This window comes from Oceanospirillum sediminis, assembly GCF_014164585.1.
Classification (GTDB): domain Bacteria; phylum Pseudomonadota; class Gammaproteobacteria; order Pseudomonadales; family Halomonadaceae; genus Oceanospirillum; species Oceanospirillum sediminis.
Genome location: NZ_JACJFM010000045.1, coordinates 1 through 17107, shown reverse-complemented (window position 1 = coordinate 17107; position 17107 = coordinate 1). Strand labels below are relative to the sequence as shown.

The following is a 17107-nucleotide window of genomic DNA, read 5'->3' as shown; positions in this document are numbered from 1 at the left end:
ATTCATTTTAATTATAAGGCAGGACTGATATCTTGCCCTCATTCAAGCTGCCATTATTCGTTTTCGTGCAGCCAAACCGTGGTTAAAGCTACCTAGTCGTAGGAAAAAGAATGTACAAGTACGACGATTACGATCATAAGTTAATTGCAGAGCGCGTGGCCCAACACAGGGATCAAACGCAACGTTATCTGGACGGTAAACTGGAAGAGCATGAGTACCTGCCTCTGCGTCTCCAGAACGGCATCTATATTCAGCGTCATGCCCCTATGCTACGCGTCGCGATTCCGTACGGCATGCTACGTGCTGAACAGATGCGTAAACTGGCACATATTGCTCGTACTTACGACAAAGGTTACGCACACTTCACGACGCGTCAGAACGTACAGTTCAACTGGCCTAAGCTGGAAGACACTCCGGATATTCTGGAAGAGCTGGCAACGGTTGAGATGCATGCGATTCAGACCAGTGGTAACACCATCCGCAACACCACAACCGATGAGTTTGCCGGTGTAGCTCGTGATGAAGTGGCGGACCCTCGTCCATGGTGTGAAGTGATTCGTCAGTGGTCTACTTTCCACCCTGAATTCCACTTCCTGCCACGTAAGTTCAAAATAGCCATCTCCGCATCAGCCAATGACCGCGCGGCTATTCGTGTACACGATATCGGCCTGCAACTGGTTAAAAATGAAGATGGCAGCACAGGCTTTGATGTATACGTCGGTGGCGGTCTGGGACGAACACCTATGGTAGGTGATCTGGTACGTGAAAACCTGCCAGCCAAACACCTGCTGACCTATCTGGAAGCGATTCTGCGTGTTTACAACCAGTTTGGTCGCCGTGATAACAAGTACAAAGCCCGTATTAAAATCATGGTAAAAGCACTGGGCGTCGAAGATATCGCCAAGCGTGTTGAAGCTGAATGGGAGCATCTGAAAGATGGTCCATCTACCCTGACTGAAGCAGCAATGGCTAAAGCTCAGAGCTTCTTTATTGACCCGGATTACGAAACCTCCCCTGACGAAGGTGACTTCGAGCAGCAGCGCGCTGACAACAAAGCTTTCTCTCGCTTTGTGACCAATAATACGGTTGCACATAAGCAAGATGGTTATATTGCAGTCACAATCTCACTGAAGAAAACAGGCGTGCCTCCAGGTGATATTACCGATGCTCAACTGGATCTGGTTGCAGATCTGGCCGAGAAATACAGCTACGGCGAACTGCGCATAAGCCACCATCAGAACATCGTACTGTCTGATGTGAAAAAAGCTGATCTGTTTACCCTGTGGCAGATTCTGGAAGAGAATAGCCTGGCCACGCCAAATATCGGAAAACTAACTGATATGATCTGCTGCCCTGGCGGTGACTTCTGTAACCTGGCGAATGCGCGTTCGATCCCGGTAGCAGAAGAGATTCAGAGTCGCTTTGAAGATCTGGACTACCTGTATGACCTGGGTGATATCGAATTTAATTTTTCTGGCTGTATGAATGCCTGTGGTCACCACCATATCGGCAACATCGGTCTGCTGGGTGTAGATCGTAAAGGCGAAGAGTTCTACCAGCTGTCTCTGGGGGGCCGCTCAGGCGCAGATGCTAATATCGGTAAGATCTTAGGTCCTGCACTGAAACTGGAACGTGTTGCCGACGCGATCGAAACCGTAATGAAGGTTTACGTTGACAACCGTGTTGAAGGCGAAACTTTTGTAGAAGCTTACCACCGTATTGGCCAACAGAAATTTAAGGAGGCGGTATATGCCTAAGATCATCCTGAACGGCGAGATTACAGAAGATCAGTGGCAACTGGTTGGCCTGGAAGATGAACTGCCAGCCTCCGGTAAAGTGCTGTTGCCTTACCCTCTGTGGCTGTCTGGCGAGTTTGATGCGGCTGCTTTTGAAGCCGTAGGTGTCTGGGTTCCAAATGACACCGTATTCGACGAGCAAGCCAACAAACTGCAAGAGCTGGATGTTGTCGCGGTAGACTTCCCGGTATTCACTGATGGTCGTGGTTACACCCTGGGCCGTCAACTGCGTGATCGTTTTGGTTTCACCAACGAACTTCGCGCGGTCGGAGATGTACTGCAGGATCAGCTGTACGCAATGGGACGTTGCGGCTTTAACAGCTTTGCCCTGCGCGCTGACAAGAACATCGAAGAGGCACTGAGTTCACTGAAGCCGTTCTCTTACTCTTATCAAGCGGCACTGGATAATCCTAAGCCTCTGTTTGCAGAGCGCTGGACATAATCCACTTCTGATTGCTATATCAAATCAGAAGAAAAAAGCACCTGACTTTTATAGCAGGTGCTTTTTTATTTGCCTGTTATGGCAATGCTGTGGACTCTTTCACGCGGCAATAACCCCATAAAGGCTTAGCTGTTCATAAGTGTTCATGACTTTTTCTCCTTCAGGCTCATTCACTTTTTTTCTGACTGATTTATATCTGCTTTTCAGGTTTTTTGTCCCCTGCCGTGTGTTTTTTCATATAAGATAAAAGGCACAATAATCCAGCCTAATTGATAAACAATGCCCTGCAGCTTTAAAATCAATCACAAGCACTCTGCCGGTTAACAGAAGTATGTTTTATCAGACCGATCGACTCAAAAAAAACATCTGCGCTATTAAGTACTCCTATCAACACGGCATAAAAGAGGGAGTACACGATCATCAGGCGATTCAACTTTTACACATATTGAAGGGGGTAATCCGTGTTTATGCTCAGGATAATTGCTGGGTCATTCCTCCCTCACGGGGACTTCTGATACCAGCAGGAGTCCCTCACAGCCTGGTAGCAGTCGGCAGTGTTGATGTACGCACTCTTTTCATAGACCCCTTTGCCCGTGCAGACCTGAGTAACGAGTTAGGTATTTTCCAGGTCAGTCCATTACTCAGGGAGCTGATTAATGCTGCGTCTGACTTCCCGGACGGCCTTGAGGTCAGCTCACGTGAAGAACGTATCAATGAGCTTATCCTTGATGAGCTGTGCTTAATTCACCTGACCGATTTCAACGTAGCCATGCCGATATCGAAAGAGCTCAAAGCTTTTTGTGACAGGGTGTCAGCTCATTTGGAGCGCCCTTGGGAGCTAGCCGATGTCGCGTCATCACTGAATGTTTCTGCACGCACCATTTCCCGTAAATTCCATACGGAAACAGGGATGAGCTTTGGCGAATGGCTCCGGCGCTTCAGGCTTTTGAAAAGCATGGAACTGCTAGCTAGCGGATACTCTGTTATGGACGCAGCTGTAGCCGTCGGTTACGACAGCCATAGTTCCTTCAGCACCATGTTTAAAAAGCGTATCGGCATTTCGCCCAACTCTTTTGTTGCTTACCCCAGTCAGGATCATGAAAACGAGGTGTCACTGATTACAGAGCAATCGCCAAGTGGATAAGTGCAACAAGCCAGCCTGATTCCATGCTCGATACCGGAATCAAATCCAGGAGGAGTGCTCCAATTTTCTGATGGTATATTTATAACCCTTTCCATTATCACTAAACTCTCTCTGTGAATTAAAAAGCCTGAGGTTAATCAGGCTCATAAAAGCGTCTTACTGTTCCAGGAAGCAACTAACTGCATTCAATGTCGCCTGCAAAACGGCTTTTAATGAGTCGGCATCGATTGAAACGCCATAAAAGCTTTGCTCTGTTCTTGATTGAATCTCGACATAAGTGATAGCTCGGCTTTGCGTACTCAGCCCCAGGGTATGCTCGGAATAATCCTTAATGTTTATCTCGATATCGAAGGCATGCTTGATCCCGTTGACCAACGCACTGATAATGCCAGCCCCCTTACCCTGAACTACTATTTCACGCCCTTTGTGATTCAGCTTTGCAAAAATGCATTGTTCCTCTGCCACAGACTTGCTCTCGTACTCGACAAGCTGCAGGTCAGGCTGACTCACAACGCCATACGATTCACGAAATAACTGCCAGATTTCTGCCAAGCTCATTTCACAACCTGAGTGGTTGGTAAAGGCTTTTACCTTTTCACTGAAATCAACCTGTAAGGATCGGGGCAGCTTAAGCCCATGATTCTGCTCTATCAGCCAGGCTGCACCACTCTTACCGGATTGATTGTTTACCCGAATCACTTCTTCATAAGCACACCCCAGATCACAGGGGTCAATGGGCAGGTAAGGGACATTCCAAATGGTTTCTCCCTTCTCAAGCCGGTTGGCAAAACCTTTTTTAATAGCATCCTGATGGGAACCAGAAAATGCAGTGAAGACCAATTCGCCTGCGTAAGGGTGCCTTGGATGCACAGGAATACGGTTACAGTACTCCGCCACCTCAATAGTTTTTTTGATGTCGTCAAATCTCAGATTCGGACTCACACCCTGACTATAAAGATTCATGGCCAGGGTTAATAAATCAACATTGCCTGTCCTTTCACCATTACCAAACAAACAACCTTCAACCCTCTGAGCACCGCCCAAAACCCCCAGCTCAGCTGTGGCTACACCAGTGCCACGGTCATTGTGCGGATGAATGCTGATAGTGACATGGGTCAGATCACTAAAGTTACGCATAAAGAGTTCAATTTGGTCAGCAAACACATTAGGCGTATTAACTTCGACCGTTGTCGGCAAATTGAGTATTAAGGGCCTGGACTCAGAAGGTTCCCATAAGTCTTTTACGGCTTCACAAATTTCTAACGCAAAATCCAGTTCGGTAAAGCAAAAAGTTTCAGGCGAGTATTCCAGACACCATGTCGTATCCGGACGTTCATCACATAATTGTTTGATCAAGCCAACAGCATCCAATGCCAACTGGACGGTTTGCTCTTTTGAGTTTTGAAACACAACCTCTCTGAAAATTGGAGCAGTCGCGTTGTAAACATGAATAATCGCCTGTTTTGCCCCTCTCAAGGACTCCATCGTCATGCGAATAAGATCTGGACGAGCCTGAGTAATCACCTGCACCCATACGTCATCTGGTATGTAGTCCTGATCAATAAGCTTACGTACAAATTCAAACTCTGTTTCGGAGGCTGAAGGAAACGCTACCTCAATTTCCTTAAAGCCACATTGCACAAGATGGTTGAAATACATGAGTTTTCTCTCATGATCCATCGGATTAGCAAGCGCCTGATTCCCATCTCGTAAGTCGGTTGAACACCAGCGTGGAGCCGACGTAAGTCGCTTACCAGGCCATGCACGCTCAGGGTTAGACACAATACAAGCTGGTTGATATTTTTGAGATGGGTCTGAAATCATTTTCGCTGCCTCGTTAAGTTCCCAGCCATTGTAAGTAAGGGGGAAATTATTGCTTATTCGAAACGGACAACCTTGTTCCTCTGATAGCCAGAACGCAGCTTTTGTGCAAAGGGTATATCTGAATATTCAGCTTTCTGGCAATCCACCCAATGGATTCATTGCAAAATCAGGCGTAAGTCACAGCACTCAATCAGAAGGAAGACCATCTGTGATCCTTGCTGATCAGCCATAAAAAAGCCCGGTATCTGGAAACCAGATACCGGGCTTTGTTTTTTCCGCTGACCTTCAATGCTTAAGTGAACAGCATTGAATGCTCAGGGCTGTAACCAGTCACTTTATCAGTGATTAGATACGCGCAGCTGGGATAGCTTGAGGTGCAACGCTCAGATCTTCGCCTGGTGGAGCGAAAGACGTCAGGTTGATACCTTCAACGGCAGCCTTGTACTCTTCCAGAGTAGGGAAACGCCCCAGGATAGTAGACAGTACAACCATTGGCGTAGAACCCAGCAGAGACTCACCTTTCTTCTCAGCAGTATCTTCTACCACACGGCCCTGGAACAGACGGGTAGACGTCGCCAGTACAGTGTCGCCAGGTGCCGCTTTCTCCTGATTACCCATACACAGGTTACAACCAGGACGCTCCAGGTACAGGATGTTCTCGTACGCAGTACGTGCTTCTTGTTTTGGATTTTCATCATCAAACGTGAAGCCTGCGTATTTAGCCAGGATATCCCAGTCGCCTTCGGCTTTCAGCTCATCAACGATGTTGTACGTTGGTGGCGCAACAACCAGAGGTGCGTTAAACGTGATAGGCCCCTTCTTCTCCAGGTTACGCAGCATAGCAGCAATGATCTGCATATCGCCTTTGTGAACCATACAAGAACCTACGAAGCCCAGGTCAACTTTACGGCCATCGTAGTAAGAAGCCGGACGGATCACATCGTGGGTGTAACGCTTGGAAACGTCTTCGTTGTTTACGTCTGGGTCAGCAATCATTGGCTCGTCGATTGCGTCCAGATCAACAACCAGCTCAGCGTAGTACTTAGCGTTGTCATCTGGAGCCAGAGCAGGTGCTTCGCCAGATTTAACTTCAGCGATACGCTTGTCAGCCAGAGCGATCAGGCCCTTCAGCATGCCCGCTTCGTTTTCCATACCCTTGTCGATCATGATCTGGATACGGGACTTAGCCAGTTCCAGAGATTCGATCAGAGTTTCATCGGTAGAGATACAGATAGAAGCTTTCGCTTTCATCTCTGCAGTCCAGTCGGTGAAGGTGAAGGCCTGGTCAGCCAGCAGCGTACCGATCTGTACTTCGATTACACGACCCTGGAAAACGTTTTCGCCAGAGAACTTCTTCAGCATCTGCGCCTGAGTGGCGTGTACGATGTCACGGAAGTCCATGTGAGGCTTCATAGCACCTTTAAAGGTTACTTTTACAGACTCAGGGATTGGCATTGCCGCTTCACCTGTGGCCAGTGCCAGAGCAACAGTACCGGAGTCAGCACCGAACGCTACACCTTTAGACATACGGGTGTGAGAGTCACCACCGATGATGATAGCGCGGTCGTCAACTGTGATGTCATTCAGTACTTTGTGAATAACGTCAGTCATTGAGTGGTAAACGCCTTTCGGGTCACGTGCAGTGATTACACCGAATGCATTCATGAACGCCATCAGCTTAGGCGTGTTGGCCTGAGCTTTCTTGTCCCATACTGATGCCGTGTGACAACCGGACTGGAACGCCCCGTCAACGCTTGGAGAGATAGTAGAAGCGGCCATCGCTTCCAGTTCCTGACAGGTCATAGGACCGGTCGTGTCCTGAGAACCTACGATGTTCACTTTAACGCGAACGTCAGAACCGGTGTGCAGAGGTGTCTTAGACGTTACACCAACCGCGTTACGGTTGAAGATCTTCTCAACAGCAGTCAGACCCTGACCTTCGTTAGAGATCTCTTTAGAAGGTGCGTAAACAACTGGAGCTTCAACGCCCAGAGTTTCAGCCGCGAAAGTCTGGATCTTCTTACCGAATACAACCGCGTAAGAACCACCCGCTTTCATAAATTCCACTTTTTGTGGCGTGAAAGAGTCAGAAACGTCAGCCAGCTCTTTATCACCGTTGTAAAGCTTCTTAGCTTTAGTATCGATCGTCAGAACGGTACCGGTTGCAACAGAGTAGGCTTCTTCCAGTACTGGGTCACCGTTTGCGTCACGAACAACTTCGCCGTTCTCGTCAGTTTTCTTAACCCAGTTTTTCAGGTCCAGGCCGATACCGCCGGTTACACCAACAGTAGTCAGGAAAATAGGTGCGATACCGTTAGTACCCGCAACAACAGGCTTGTTGTTAACGAATGGGATGTACGGAGAAGTTGGCTCACCCGCCCACAGTGCAACATTGTTTACACCGGACATACGGGAAGAACCTACACCCATAGTGCCTTTCTCAGCGATCAGCATTACTTTAGCATTAGGGTGCTTCTTACCTAACTCAACGATCTCTTGCTGGGCTTCAGGAGAGATCATGCACTTACCGTGCAGTTCACGGTCAGCACGGGAGTGAGACTGGTTGCCTGGAGACAGCAAGTCAGTAGAGATGTCACCTTCAGCAGCGATGTAAGTCACTACATCGATCTTCTCTGGGATATCATCCAGCTTGGTGAAAAATTCCGCCTTCGCGTAGCTTTCCAGAATCTCTTTAGCGATTGCGTTGCCCGCTTTATAAGCATCTGCCAAACGAGCGGTGTCTGCATCGTACAGGAATACCTGAGACTTCATGATTTCGCCAGCCGCTGCAGCTTGAGCGTGATCAGACAATGCGACATCCAGCAGCGCTTCAACAGAAGGGCCGCCTTTCATGTGAGACAGCTGTTCCAGAGCAAATTCAGGAGAGATCTCTGCCACCGTTTCAGTACCGGTAACGATGTCTTTCAGGAATTTAGCTTTAACACCCGCTGCTGGCGTGGTGCCCGGCAGAGTGTTGTAGATGAAGAAGTTTAGAGAAGCTTCGCGCTCTGCATTACCAGTGTCTTTGATCTGGTCAATGATCTCAGATAGCAATTCCGCGCTGTCGATTGGCTTAGGATTCAGGCCTAGTTCGTTTTTACGAACCTCAATTTCTTCTAAGTAGTCAGAATAGTAACTCATAGCGTCAAACTTCTCACTTAAATCTAGTTATGATTAGTGGGCTTATTATAAAAAAAAAGTGGCTGACAGCTCAATGAAAACTCGTTAAATGAAGCGAAAAGTCGACAAAACTTAGACAAAAGTACTAAAAAACAATGTGCTTTAACCGGTAAACATCATAGAAGACCAAAGAAAAACAGCCATAATCCTTATGAACATCAGGGTATAGGCAGTATTCTGAAGCATTCAGCTAAGAATAAAGTATCACTACATTTTATGCAGCTTTTACCTTTTATAAATTAAGAATGATTCAAACTCATTTCCAGAGAGTTATGTGCACTTAAACAAAAGTATTTCGGCATTTTTCGTACAAAGCACTAATGTCGTTCACTCTGAAAAAACCGTTTTTATACCGCTTCACTTCCATTCAAAGTATTAATACATACTAGCAAATAGTCTTAGATTGTATGTAATTCAGACTAAAGTCTGTCATCAAAACTTGCTTTAAGGCATTTTATGGCTAATATTGTCGACAATCTTGACCTGATAATAATTTATGTTGCAAGACATAGCGGTTCGTTTGACGGCTGAAAATACGACTAATCCGAAAACCGGGTAACCCTGACAATGACCTGCCGCTCAGGCAATGACCAGAAACTCGTGCAAAGTTGTAGCTTCAGCAACGTCCTCTCTGCGAAAGGTATAAAAAATGACAACTCCAATAAATTTCGATCCATCCGGTTCGGTTAGAACCCTCCCAGGAACCACACACAACTACCATAGTCTTCCAGACACGGCTGAGCAGTTTGGTATCAAGCTGGATGAACTCCCTTTTTCTCTTCGTCCTATTCTGGAAGGTATCGCCCGTAATGTAGGTCAAAACGGCGTAACCGCTGAGCAGGTTCAGGCGCTGGGTGGCTGGACAGAGCATCAGGGTAAGCAACCGATCGAAATTCCTTTCACAGCGGGTCGCGTGATTATGCACGACCTGAGTGGTACCCCCGCTATTGTTGATTTTGCCGCGATGCGTTCAGCAGTGCAGCGTATGGGCCTTGATCCTGCGATTATTGAGCCTCTGGTACGTGCGGATCTGGTGATTGATCACACGGTGACTATGGATAATACTGGCAGCCCGGCATCTCTCAGAATCAATGGCGAGCTGGAAGCCGCCAGAAACAAAGAACGTTATGCCTTCCTGAAATGGGGCGCACAGGCGTTCAACACCATCCGTATTATTCCGCCACAAACCGGTATTGTGCACCAGGTTAACCTGGAATATCTGGCACAAGGCTATCTCAACATGAATGGCTTGATGATTCCGGATACGCTGATCGGCATGGACAGCCACACACCAATGGCGAACGCCCTGGGTATTGTCGGCTGGGGTGTGGGCGGTATTGAAGCCGGTGCTTCAATGCTGGGCCAACCCATGCAGATGCTGGCACCGGAAGTTGTGGGTGTTGAGCTGACAGGCGCATTAAGAGAAGGCGTAACGGCAACAGACCTGGTACTGACCATCACGGAAATGCTGCGTAATTTCCCAGGCGGTGTAGTCGGTAAGTTTGTTGAATACGTGGGTGAAGGCTGTGCCAACCTGTCTCTGCCTGATCGTGCAACCATCGCCAATATGTCCCCTGAGTATGGCGCGACGATGGGCTTCTTCCCGTTTGATGAAGTCTCTGCCGAATATATGAGAGCCACCGGTCGTGATGGTGAGCTGCCACTGGAATACTATAAAGCACAGAATATGGCCTGGACCCCGGGTCAGGCACTGCCGAAATATACCGATCTGCTTCAGCTTGATCTGTCCACAGTTGAGCCTTCTGTTGCGGGTCCAAAACGCCCTCAAGACCGACTACCACTGGCTGAGATTGGCAATGTATTCAGAAAAGCGGCCTCTGAAGGCGACCGTAACCCTGAAGTGGTTACCGTAACGCCAATGAAGGCAGACGAAGCAGGTATTTTCCAACCGCTGCCTGAAAGAGAGCTAAAAGACGGCGATATCGTAATTGCCGCAATCACCGCTTGTACCAACACCTCTAACCCTGGCTTGCTGATTGCTGCGGGCCTGCTGGCCAAAAAGGCCAACGAACTGGGCATGAAGGTACCGGCTGGCGTTAAAACCTCTCTGGCTCCGGGGTCACCGGTTGCGACCGATTTCTTAACCAAAGCAGGACTGCAACAGCATCTGGATGCCCTGGGCTTTAATACCGCCGGTTACGGTTGTACCACCTGCGTGGGCAACTCCGGCCCTCTGGCACCAAGCATCGAAGAAGCACTGCAAAAGCACGATATTATCGCGGCCTCTGTGCTGTCCGGTAACCGTAACTTTGAAGGTCGTGTACACCCGGATGTGGATACCAACTTCCTGATGTCCCCCCCGCTGGTGGTAGCGATGGCGATAGCCGGTAACGTCAATATTGATGTCACCACTCAGCCTATTGGTCAGGACGCCAACGGCAATAATGTCTTCTTGAAAGATATCTGGCCAAGCAACGCCGAGATTACTCAAACCATGCAGGAGTGTATGGACCCGAAAGCCTTCCGTGAAACCTATGAAAACTCTCTGGATGGCCCCGAGACCTGGCAGAAACTGGAATCCCCAACAGGCCCTGTGTATAAATGGGATGCAGATTCAACGTACATTCAGGAGATCTCCTTCTTCGACGGTTTCTCACTGGAGACACCAGAAGACTCTCTGAGCAATATCTCAGGCGCGCGTATGCTGGTGATGTGTGATGACAACACCACTACGGATCATATCTCACCGGTTAGCCGTATCCGTCCGGATTCGCCTCCAGGGGAATACCTGAGGTCACAAGGCGTTGCTGACGAAGATATGACATCACTGGGAGCACGCCGTGGTAACCACCATGTGATGCTGCGTAGTATCTTCGGCAACGTAAAAGCCAGAAACCTGTTGCTGCCGGGCACCACTGGCGCAGTAACTAAATATTACTCGGCTGACGCGGCTCCAGCGCAGATGTCTATTTACGATGCCGCTGAGCGTTACCGTGCAGAAGGCACCTCGACCGTTGTCTTTGGTGGTAAGCTGTATGGCACAGGTTCATCCCGTGACTGGGCAGCCAAAGGGCCTGCACTGCTGGGTGTAAGAGCCATCATCGCAGAGAGCTTTGAGCGTATTCACAAATCCAATCTGGTGGGTATGGGCGTTCTGCCGCTGCAACTGCCGGAAGGTGTGACACGGGCATCTCTGAGTCTGGATGGCACAGAAACCTTCGATCTGAACGGTATTGATACGCTGGAGCCGCGCGGCACTGTGACACTGAACATCAACAGAGCAGATGGCTCATCACAGCAGATTGAACTGACCTCTCGTGTGGATACCTCATCCGAGCTGGATCAGATCCGTCATAAAGGCATTCTGCCGATGGTATTACGGGATATTATCGCCTCTAATACATAAAGGTACCCGGAATTCCTCTGAATCACACACAAATCCGGTATCTGATTTTGAGATACCGGATTTTTTATTCTCATTTGCATTGAATGCTCAAGAGAATAATATTCTCTGCATTTGTACTTTGCCAGACGTTTTAAGGCCATAAAATACGAAGCCATCACTACATACAAGCCTCAAGCCACCCTTTTGTTGCTACAGATGGCCATTTTTCCGACTCTGCCGTAAAGCTGCTATTCCAGTATTGTAAAGTACTTTGAAAAACTTCTGGATCATCAAACCGGTTTTCATAAAACAGCCCCTGATCGCATCCCAGAATAATCTGCTCAGATTCTATCACTCTGAAAAAATCAGGTGCAGATACAGCATGCCGTTTTATTACTCCACGACTATAGCCATACAGATAACAATCAATCATCTGCAGAAGGTGAGTTGCTATATGTGGACTTAACACTTCATACGAATACAAACTGGTACTAAGCAGATCACCACGATTATGCAGAGTAAAAAGAAAAGGCACCCATTTCCCATCTATACTGACTTCAACAGCAAAACGGAAACAAAACAGATCATACATGACGCCCGTTTTATATATATCTTTTACTTGAATGATTTTTTCAGATTTATTCTTAAATACATATTCAGAGCGCTCCGAATATGAGTCAGCATCAAAACAAATCTTATATGCTGCATATATAGCAGCCAGATTGGATCTCTCTTGTCCTGATGAACGTAAGAAATGAAAAACAGATACTCCAGAATTTAACTCCTTATATTTCAAAATCTTATCTCGAAAAACAGCATCACCAACAGGCTGAACACGGATCTGATACTCAGCGTCTTTCTGCATCTTACGGGTATTATTTGTTGTAACAGGTCTATCTGATGCAATGGGTGCGTCGATCATAACTAAACATCCTTGTGCTTTTCTGAGACCAGGTTCAGAAAACGCTATCTTTATCACGCTTGATTTTTTTAACCTAGTTCATAATTTCAGAAGTGCAAGGAAATATTTTTATAACAACCTTGTTTTTCATTTTTAGAACTATCAGGCTTATTTTCAATCGCTGAAAAAAGCTTATCGGTTAAACATTACTCCGCTTTTCTGCCTGACCAGGAGGATATCGGAACACCTTTATCAGAGGCCAGGCAGTTAAAAAACATCTATTATGTATAATAGAGCGGCACTGTTTTCCTTATCAGCATTCAGATGATGATTCTGGATTAAAGTGCGACAACATTTATCGTAACACTCCAGAAAGAGCTGCTGTGAAAAAATTATCCCCTGCACCAGAAGATTCAGAGCAGTCTCCTCAGACTGCCCCCCCTCAAACGGAAGAAAAAACAGTCACTCTCGTCTGGGGTGGCGATGTGAATCTCGGACGACGCCAGCATTATCGATACAGGGAAAGCCTTCAGTCACGTATTCTGGATATACCTGAACTGCATGCAGCCGATCTTGCTATTGTTAATCTGGAGTGTGTACTGGCCACTTGTGGTGAACAAGGGGCTGCCAAAGGTGAAGGTGGCCCCTACTACTACCGGGCAAGACCTGAAATGCTCAGCATTCTGCTGGATGCCGGTGTAAACATGGTCACCACAGCCAATAATCATAGTGGAGATTACGGCCCCGAGGCTCAATTGCAGCAACAAATGATACTGAATGCAGTAGGTCTGTCCTGCGCTGGTTCAGGCCGTAACACAGAAAGTGCTTTTCGCCCGGCGTTTTATCGGGCAGGCCATCTCAATGTTGCCGTGTTTTCCATTGACGCGACCCAGCATCGTTTTGCCGCTACAGAGACAACACCGGGCAATGCCTGGATCGACCTGAAAGCTCCTGAACAGTGGCACCAGATACTGAAGCCCAGAATCCAGCATGCCAGAACAGTCGCTGATATCATTCTGGTGGCTGTTCACTGGGGCGAAAATAATCAACCTGCCCCCTGCAAAAACGAAGTCGCAGTAGGGCATGCCATTATCGACGCCGGAGCAGACGCCATTCTGGGAGCATCAGCGCATCAGCTGCAGGGAATAGAGGTTTACCGATCTCGTCCTGTTATTTACGATGCAGGCGATCTGTTGTTTGATGCAGTACGAAATAACTTAGCGGATAGTGGGTTATTTGAACTGACCGTCAGTAGCAGAGGCGTGGAGAAACTAAGATTTATTCCTGTTGGTGCTGGTTTTGGTTTTACCCGAAAACTATATAGCGAAGATGCCAGAGCCTTGTCTGAAAAAATGCTTCAGCTTTCACATCCCCTGGGTTGTAACCTGACTATAGATAAAAATGATGGCTCTGCTTCTATCTCTCTGGCACCACCAGTACGCCCAGTGACTCAGCGACCAGAACTGCAAAACCCTCGTATTATTCCTGAACTGCTGAGCCGATTTTCCCCTGTGCCCGAAGATTATCAGACCGCCAGTGTACCAGAACATTGCCGGATCACTCCGGTACGACTGGGGCCGTTAACCCTGCTGGGAGTTCATATATCACCAGACAACATTCAGCAACGTCAGATGATCTATGTAGAGAGCTACTGGTGTTGCGATGAAATAATATCTGAGGATATGCGCCTGGATATACGTGCAGCGCCTATGATGCCGTCTACCATGCCGGACTGGGGACATGCAATGGATCATGATCCCTGTGACTGGATGCAGCCAACCAGTCAATGGCAACCCGGCGTGATTTATCGTGACCGCTACGGCTTAAGACCACCACCGCTCAGCGCCATTAAAAATATTGCCTTAAAAATCAGTATTCGCCTGACAGGAACACCTGCCGCCAGAAAAGCGGGCAAATATATCGCCCCACAAATTATTCATATAAATATTCAGGGATGCAGCGCCTACGAAAACACAGATTATCGGCAGACATTTTCAGACGAGTTCCTGAAAACATCAACTCATAGAGGCTGGAATGCCGGACAACTGGAAGAAATTACAGGAGGGCGCTGGATAAATCCTCCAGCAGATGACTGGCTGGTGCAATCTGTTGTCAGAGCCAGTAATCACATAGATTGCGTTACAGATCCCTGTTTATATGTTGCATCGGATTACGTCACCCTGGCTCGGCATGAACGATATAGCAATATGCAGAAAGTGTACGACAACAACTGGAACAGTCATCGTAAAATTAAGCAAATTCATCATTGTATAGCAGGCGCTATTGTTTCTGAAACGACAGGGTTAAGTAAACTGGGATTGCCTCTGCTAAAAGTGCAGGACCCGATCAAGGCAATGATAGAGATCGGTATCGCCAGCCGGAAAAGACTTAAAGGCAAAGTAATCTGTATCACAGGCAGCGCGGGGAAATCCTCAACACTTCATGCCATGAACGTCATTCTGGGTCAGAATAAAAAAGTCTGGACAACCTACAATAACTATAACAGTCGTGTAGGCCTGTTTGTTGTACTGGCCAGTGCTCCTTATGATGCTGATTTTGTTGTACTGGAAACAGCAATCAGTGCGATCAATACCGCTCGCTACAAGCATATCAGATATGTTTCACCAGATATTACTGTGATTACCAATATCTCTGCAGCCCACCTGAAGCCCGGAGAAACAACGTTGGATATTGCTCGCAAAAAAACCAATATCTTTAACGGTATGCAGCCCGGAATGACCGCGGTTATCTGCTCTGAAACGGAACATTTTGATTATATGCTTAACCGGGCAGCAGAATTCAAGCTGCAAACTATCTGCTATGGCCTGTCAGACAGCGACCATATTCAGCTGAAAAAACTTGATGATCAGGGCATCGCTCATATTCGTTTATTTGATCAGTATATCGAACTGCCCTGCGGCCACCAGCCTGAACATATCGTGCTGAATTTATTATCCTGCCTGGCAGTACTGGTGCTGTCTGAAGAGAATTATACCGACTACCTGGAAGCATTCAGTCAGGTTGGAGTAATCGAAGGCAGGGGAATCCGTTCTGATATCAGCACCTCTTTTGGCAGGATTCAGATCATTGATGATGCCTATAATGCTAACCCTATCTCAATGAAAGCCGCTTTACGGGCTTTTAAAGCCAGCACAACGCCGGGCAGAAAGATTATGGTATTGGGAGATATGCTGGAACTATCAGACCAGTCTGAGCATTATCATCGGGCATTAACGCCAATGATTACAGATGCCGCCGCAGATCAGGTACTGCTGACAGGTGAGCAGATGAGTAAAATTTTACCCGGATTGGAAAACAGCAAAGTACCATACCGTTTCTTTGAATCAACAGATGCTCTGACACAATACTTATCGTACAACAGCCTGCATCAGGATCTTATTCTGTTTAAAGCTTCCAATGGAATAGGCTTACGGCGTGTTATTCAGCAATTGCAGCAACAGATCAGCGTATCAGATCACACCTGACTAACAGAATGACTTATAAAAGATTGAGATAATAACAGGTTGAACTTGATCAACAAATAAGCATCATAGGTGTATCACTGCCCCCTCTGATACCTTATGAACAGAAAGTGATCTGAGCCAGGTGTTACCAGCATTAATGTCAGGTCAGATTAAACCGGATAATTCAAAGATCATAAGCGATGACTTCAGATACTTCTCATAATAGCTCTGGCCAGCCACTCAGTCACTCTGAACACGAAAAGCGTCTGCTTGAACGGGACGCTGCCCGGTTATTTATGCGTCGCTACGAGCAGGAAACCGGCCAGCCAATGCGACATATCTGGCATAATGAACCTGCTAAACCGGACATTTCCTGCTATTTTGAAGACCATCAACTGGATCTGGAAATTGCACACCTCTATGCCACAGCTGAAGAAGCCCGCCATATTCGTGCCCCTGATAGAACAGATCGCTTATGGTTTTATCTGGCTGAACTGGCCATTATTGACGACCCATGCGAACAGCTAAAAATGGCATTACTGACTCTGTTGAACAAAAAAGCAGAGAAACACTATGACTCTGACAGAGTCTGGCTGGTCATTCGAAATGCCAGTGTGCTCTGGAACCGGGCACAAATTCTGCGGATACAACAGGCGTTTGATAAACAGAATCATCCATTTGAACAGATCTGGATTATTCCGGATTTTGATGGTGAAGAACCTCTTATCAGAGTGGCATAGCTATATTTCAAGCGATCAAGTCCAGCGTATCTGATTCTCTTTTGTACACAAGCCAATTAATAGCAAGTGCTTACCTCCTCATCAGACACAGGCAAAAGGTAACCAATAGACAAATGACGTCATGCCATCTGTTCTACACTGATTATAGAAACAGGGAGAACAGACTATGCGCATACTATGTAGTCAGCCCTGAAAAAGTCAGGTTTCTATCTAACCGAGCATCGGTTGGCTTTATTGCTCCAGGAAATAAAGCCAACTGATTTTCTGCTC

General features: G+C 47.2%; 9 protein-coding genes. 6 read left to right on the top strand and 3 right to left on the bottom strand.

The annotated features are described in order from the left end of the window. The first annotated feature begins 110 nt into the window (after positions 1-110). The 3 genes from H4O21_RS21365 to H4O21_RS21355 all read left to right on the top strand — a co-directional run bounded on the left by H4O21_RS21365 (position 111) and on the right by H4O21_RS21355 (position 3382). The gene (locus tag H4O21_RS21365; protein WP_182810988.1) at positions 111-1757 is read left to right on the top strand and encodes a nitrite/sulfite reductase; all 1647 of its coding nucleotides are present in this window, start codon (positions 111-113) and stop codon (positions 1755-1757) included. After that, complete coding sequence (locus H4O21_RS21360) at positions 1750-2238, top strand: DUF934 domain-containing protein (RefSeq protein ID WP_182810986.1); 489 nt, start codon at positions 1750-1752, stop codon at positions 2236-2238. Before H4O21_RS21365 ends, H4O21_RS21360 begins: the two co-directional genes overlap by 8 nt. 331 nt (positions 2239-2569) lie before the next feature. Beyond that, entirely contained in the window at positions 2570-3382 is an 813-nt protein-coding gene (locus H4O21_RS21355) for an AraC family transcriptional regulator (protein ID WP_182810984.1), read from the top strand. Between the two features lie 156 nt (positions 3383-3538). On the opposite strand, the gene leuA is transcribed toward H4O21_RS21355, so the two are convergent. Together leuA and H4O21_RS21345 are read right to left on the bottom strand one after the other, a co-directional pair. Continuing rightward, the gene (gene leuA / locus H4O21_RS21350; RefSeq protein ID WP_182810982.1) at positions 3539-5206 is read right to left on the bottom strand and encodes a 2-isopropylmalate synthase; all 1668 of its coding nucleotides are present in this window, start codon (positions 5204-5206) and stop codon (positions 3539-3541) included. Positions 5207-5551: 345 nt separating this feature from the next. Then, entirely contained in the window at positions 5552-8347 is a 2796-nt protein-coding gene (locus tag H4O21_RS21345; protein ID WP_182810980.1) for a bifunctional aconitate hydratase 2/2-methylisocitrate dehydratase, read from the bottom strand. A 688-nt stretch (positions 8348-9035) separates the two neighbouring features. On the opposite strand from H4O21_RS21345, the gene acnA reads away from it, so the two are divergent. Then, positions 9036-11753, top strand: coding sequence for an aconitate hydratase AcnA (gene acnA, locus H4O21_RS21340; RefSeq protein ID WP_182810978.1), 2718 nt, complete (start codon positions 9036-9038; stop codon positions 11751-11753). 157 nt (positions 11754-11910) lie between these two features. Here the strand turns inward: acnA and H4O21_RS21335 are convergent, their stop codons facing one another. Then, positions 11911-12654 (bottom strand): hypothetical protein, encoded by a 744-nt coding sequence (locus tag H4O21_RS21335; RefSeq protein ID WP_182810976.1) that lies wholly within the window; start codon positions 12652-12654, stop codon positions 11911-11913. A 362-nt stretch (positions 12655-13016) separates the two neighbouring features. Between H4O21_RS21335 and H4O21_RS26220 the strand changes: the two genes are divergently transcribed. Further along, positions 13017-16118: a CapA family protein gene (locus H4O21_RS26220; RefSeq protein ID WP_182810974.1), complete on the top strand. Its 3102-nt coding sequence runs from the start codon at positions 13017-13019 to the stop codon at positions 16116-16118. Between the two features lie 179 nt (positions 16119-16297). Continuing rightward, on the top strand, positions 16298-16837 hold the full coding sequence (locus H4O21_RS21325; RefSeq protein WP_182810972.1) for a hypothetical protein: 540 nt from the start codon (positions 16298-16300) through the stop codon (positions 16835-16837). Positions 16838-17107: the final 270 nt, after the last annotated feature.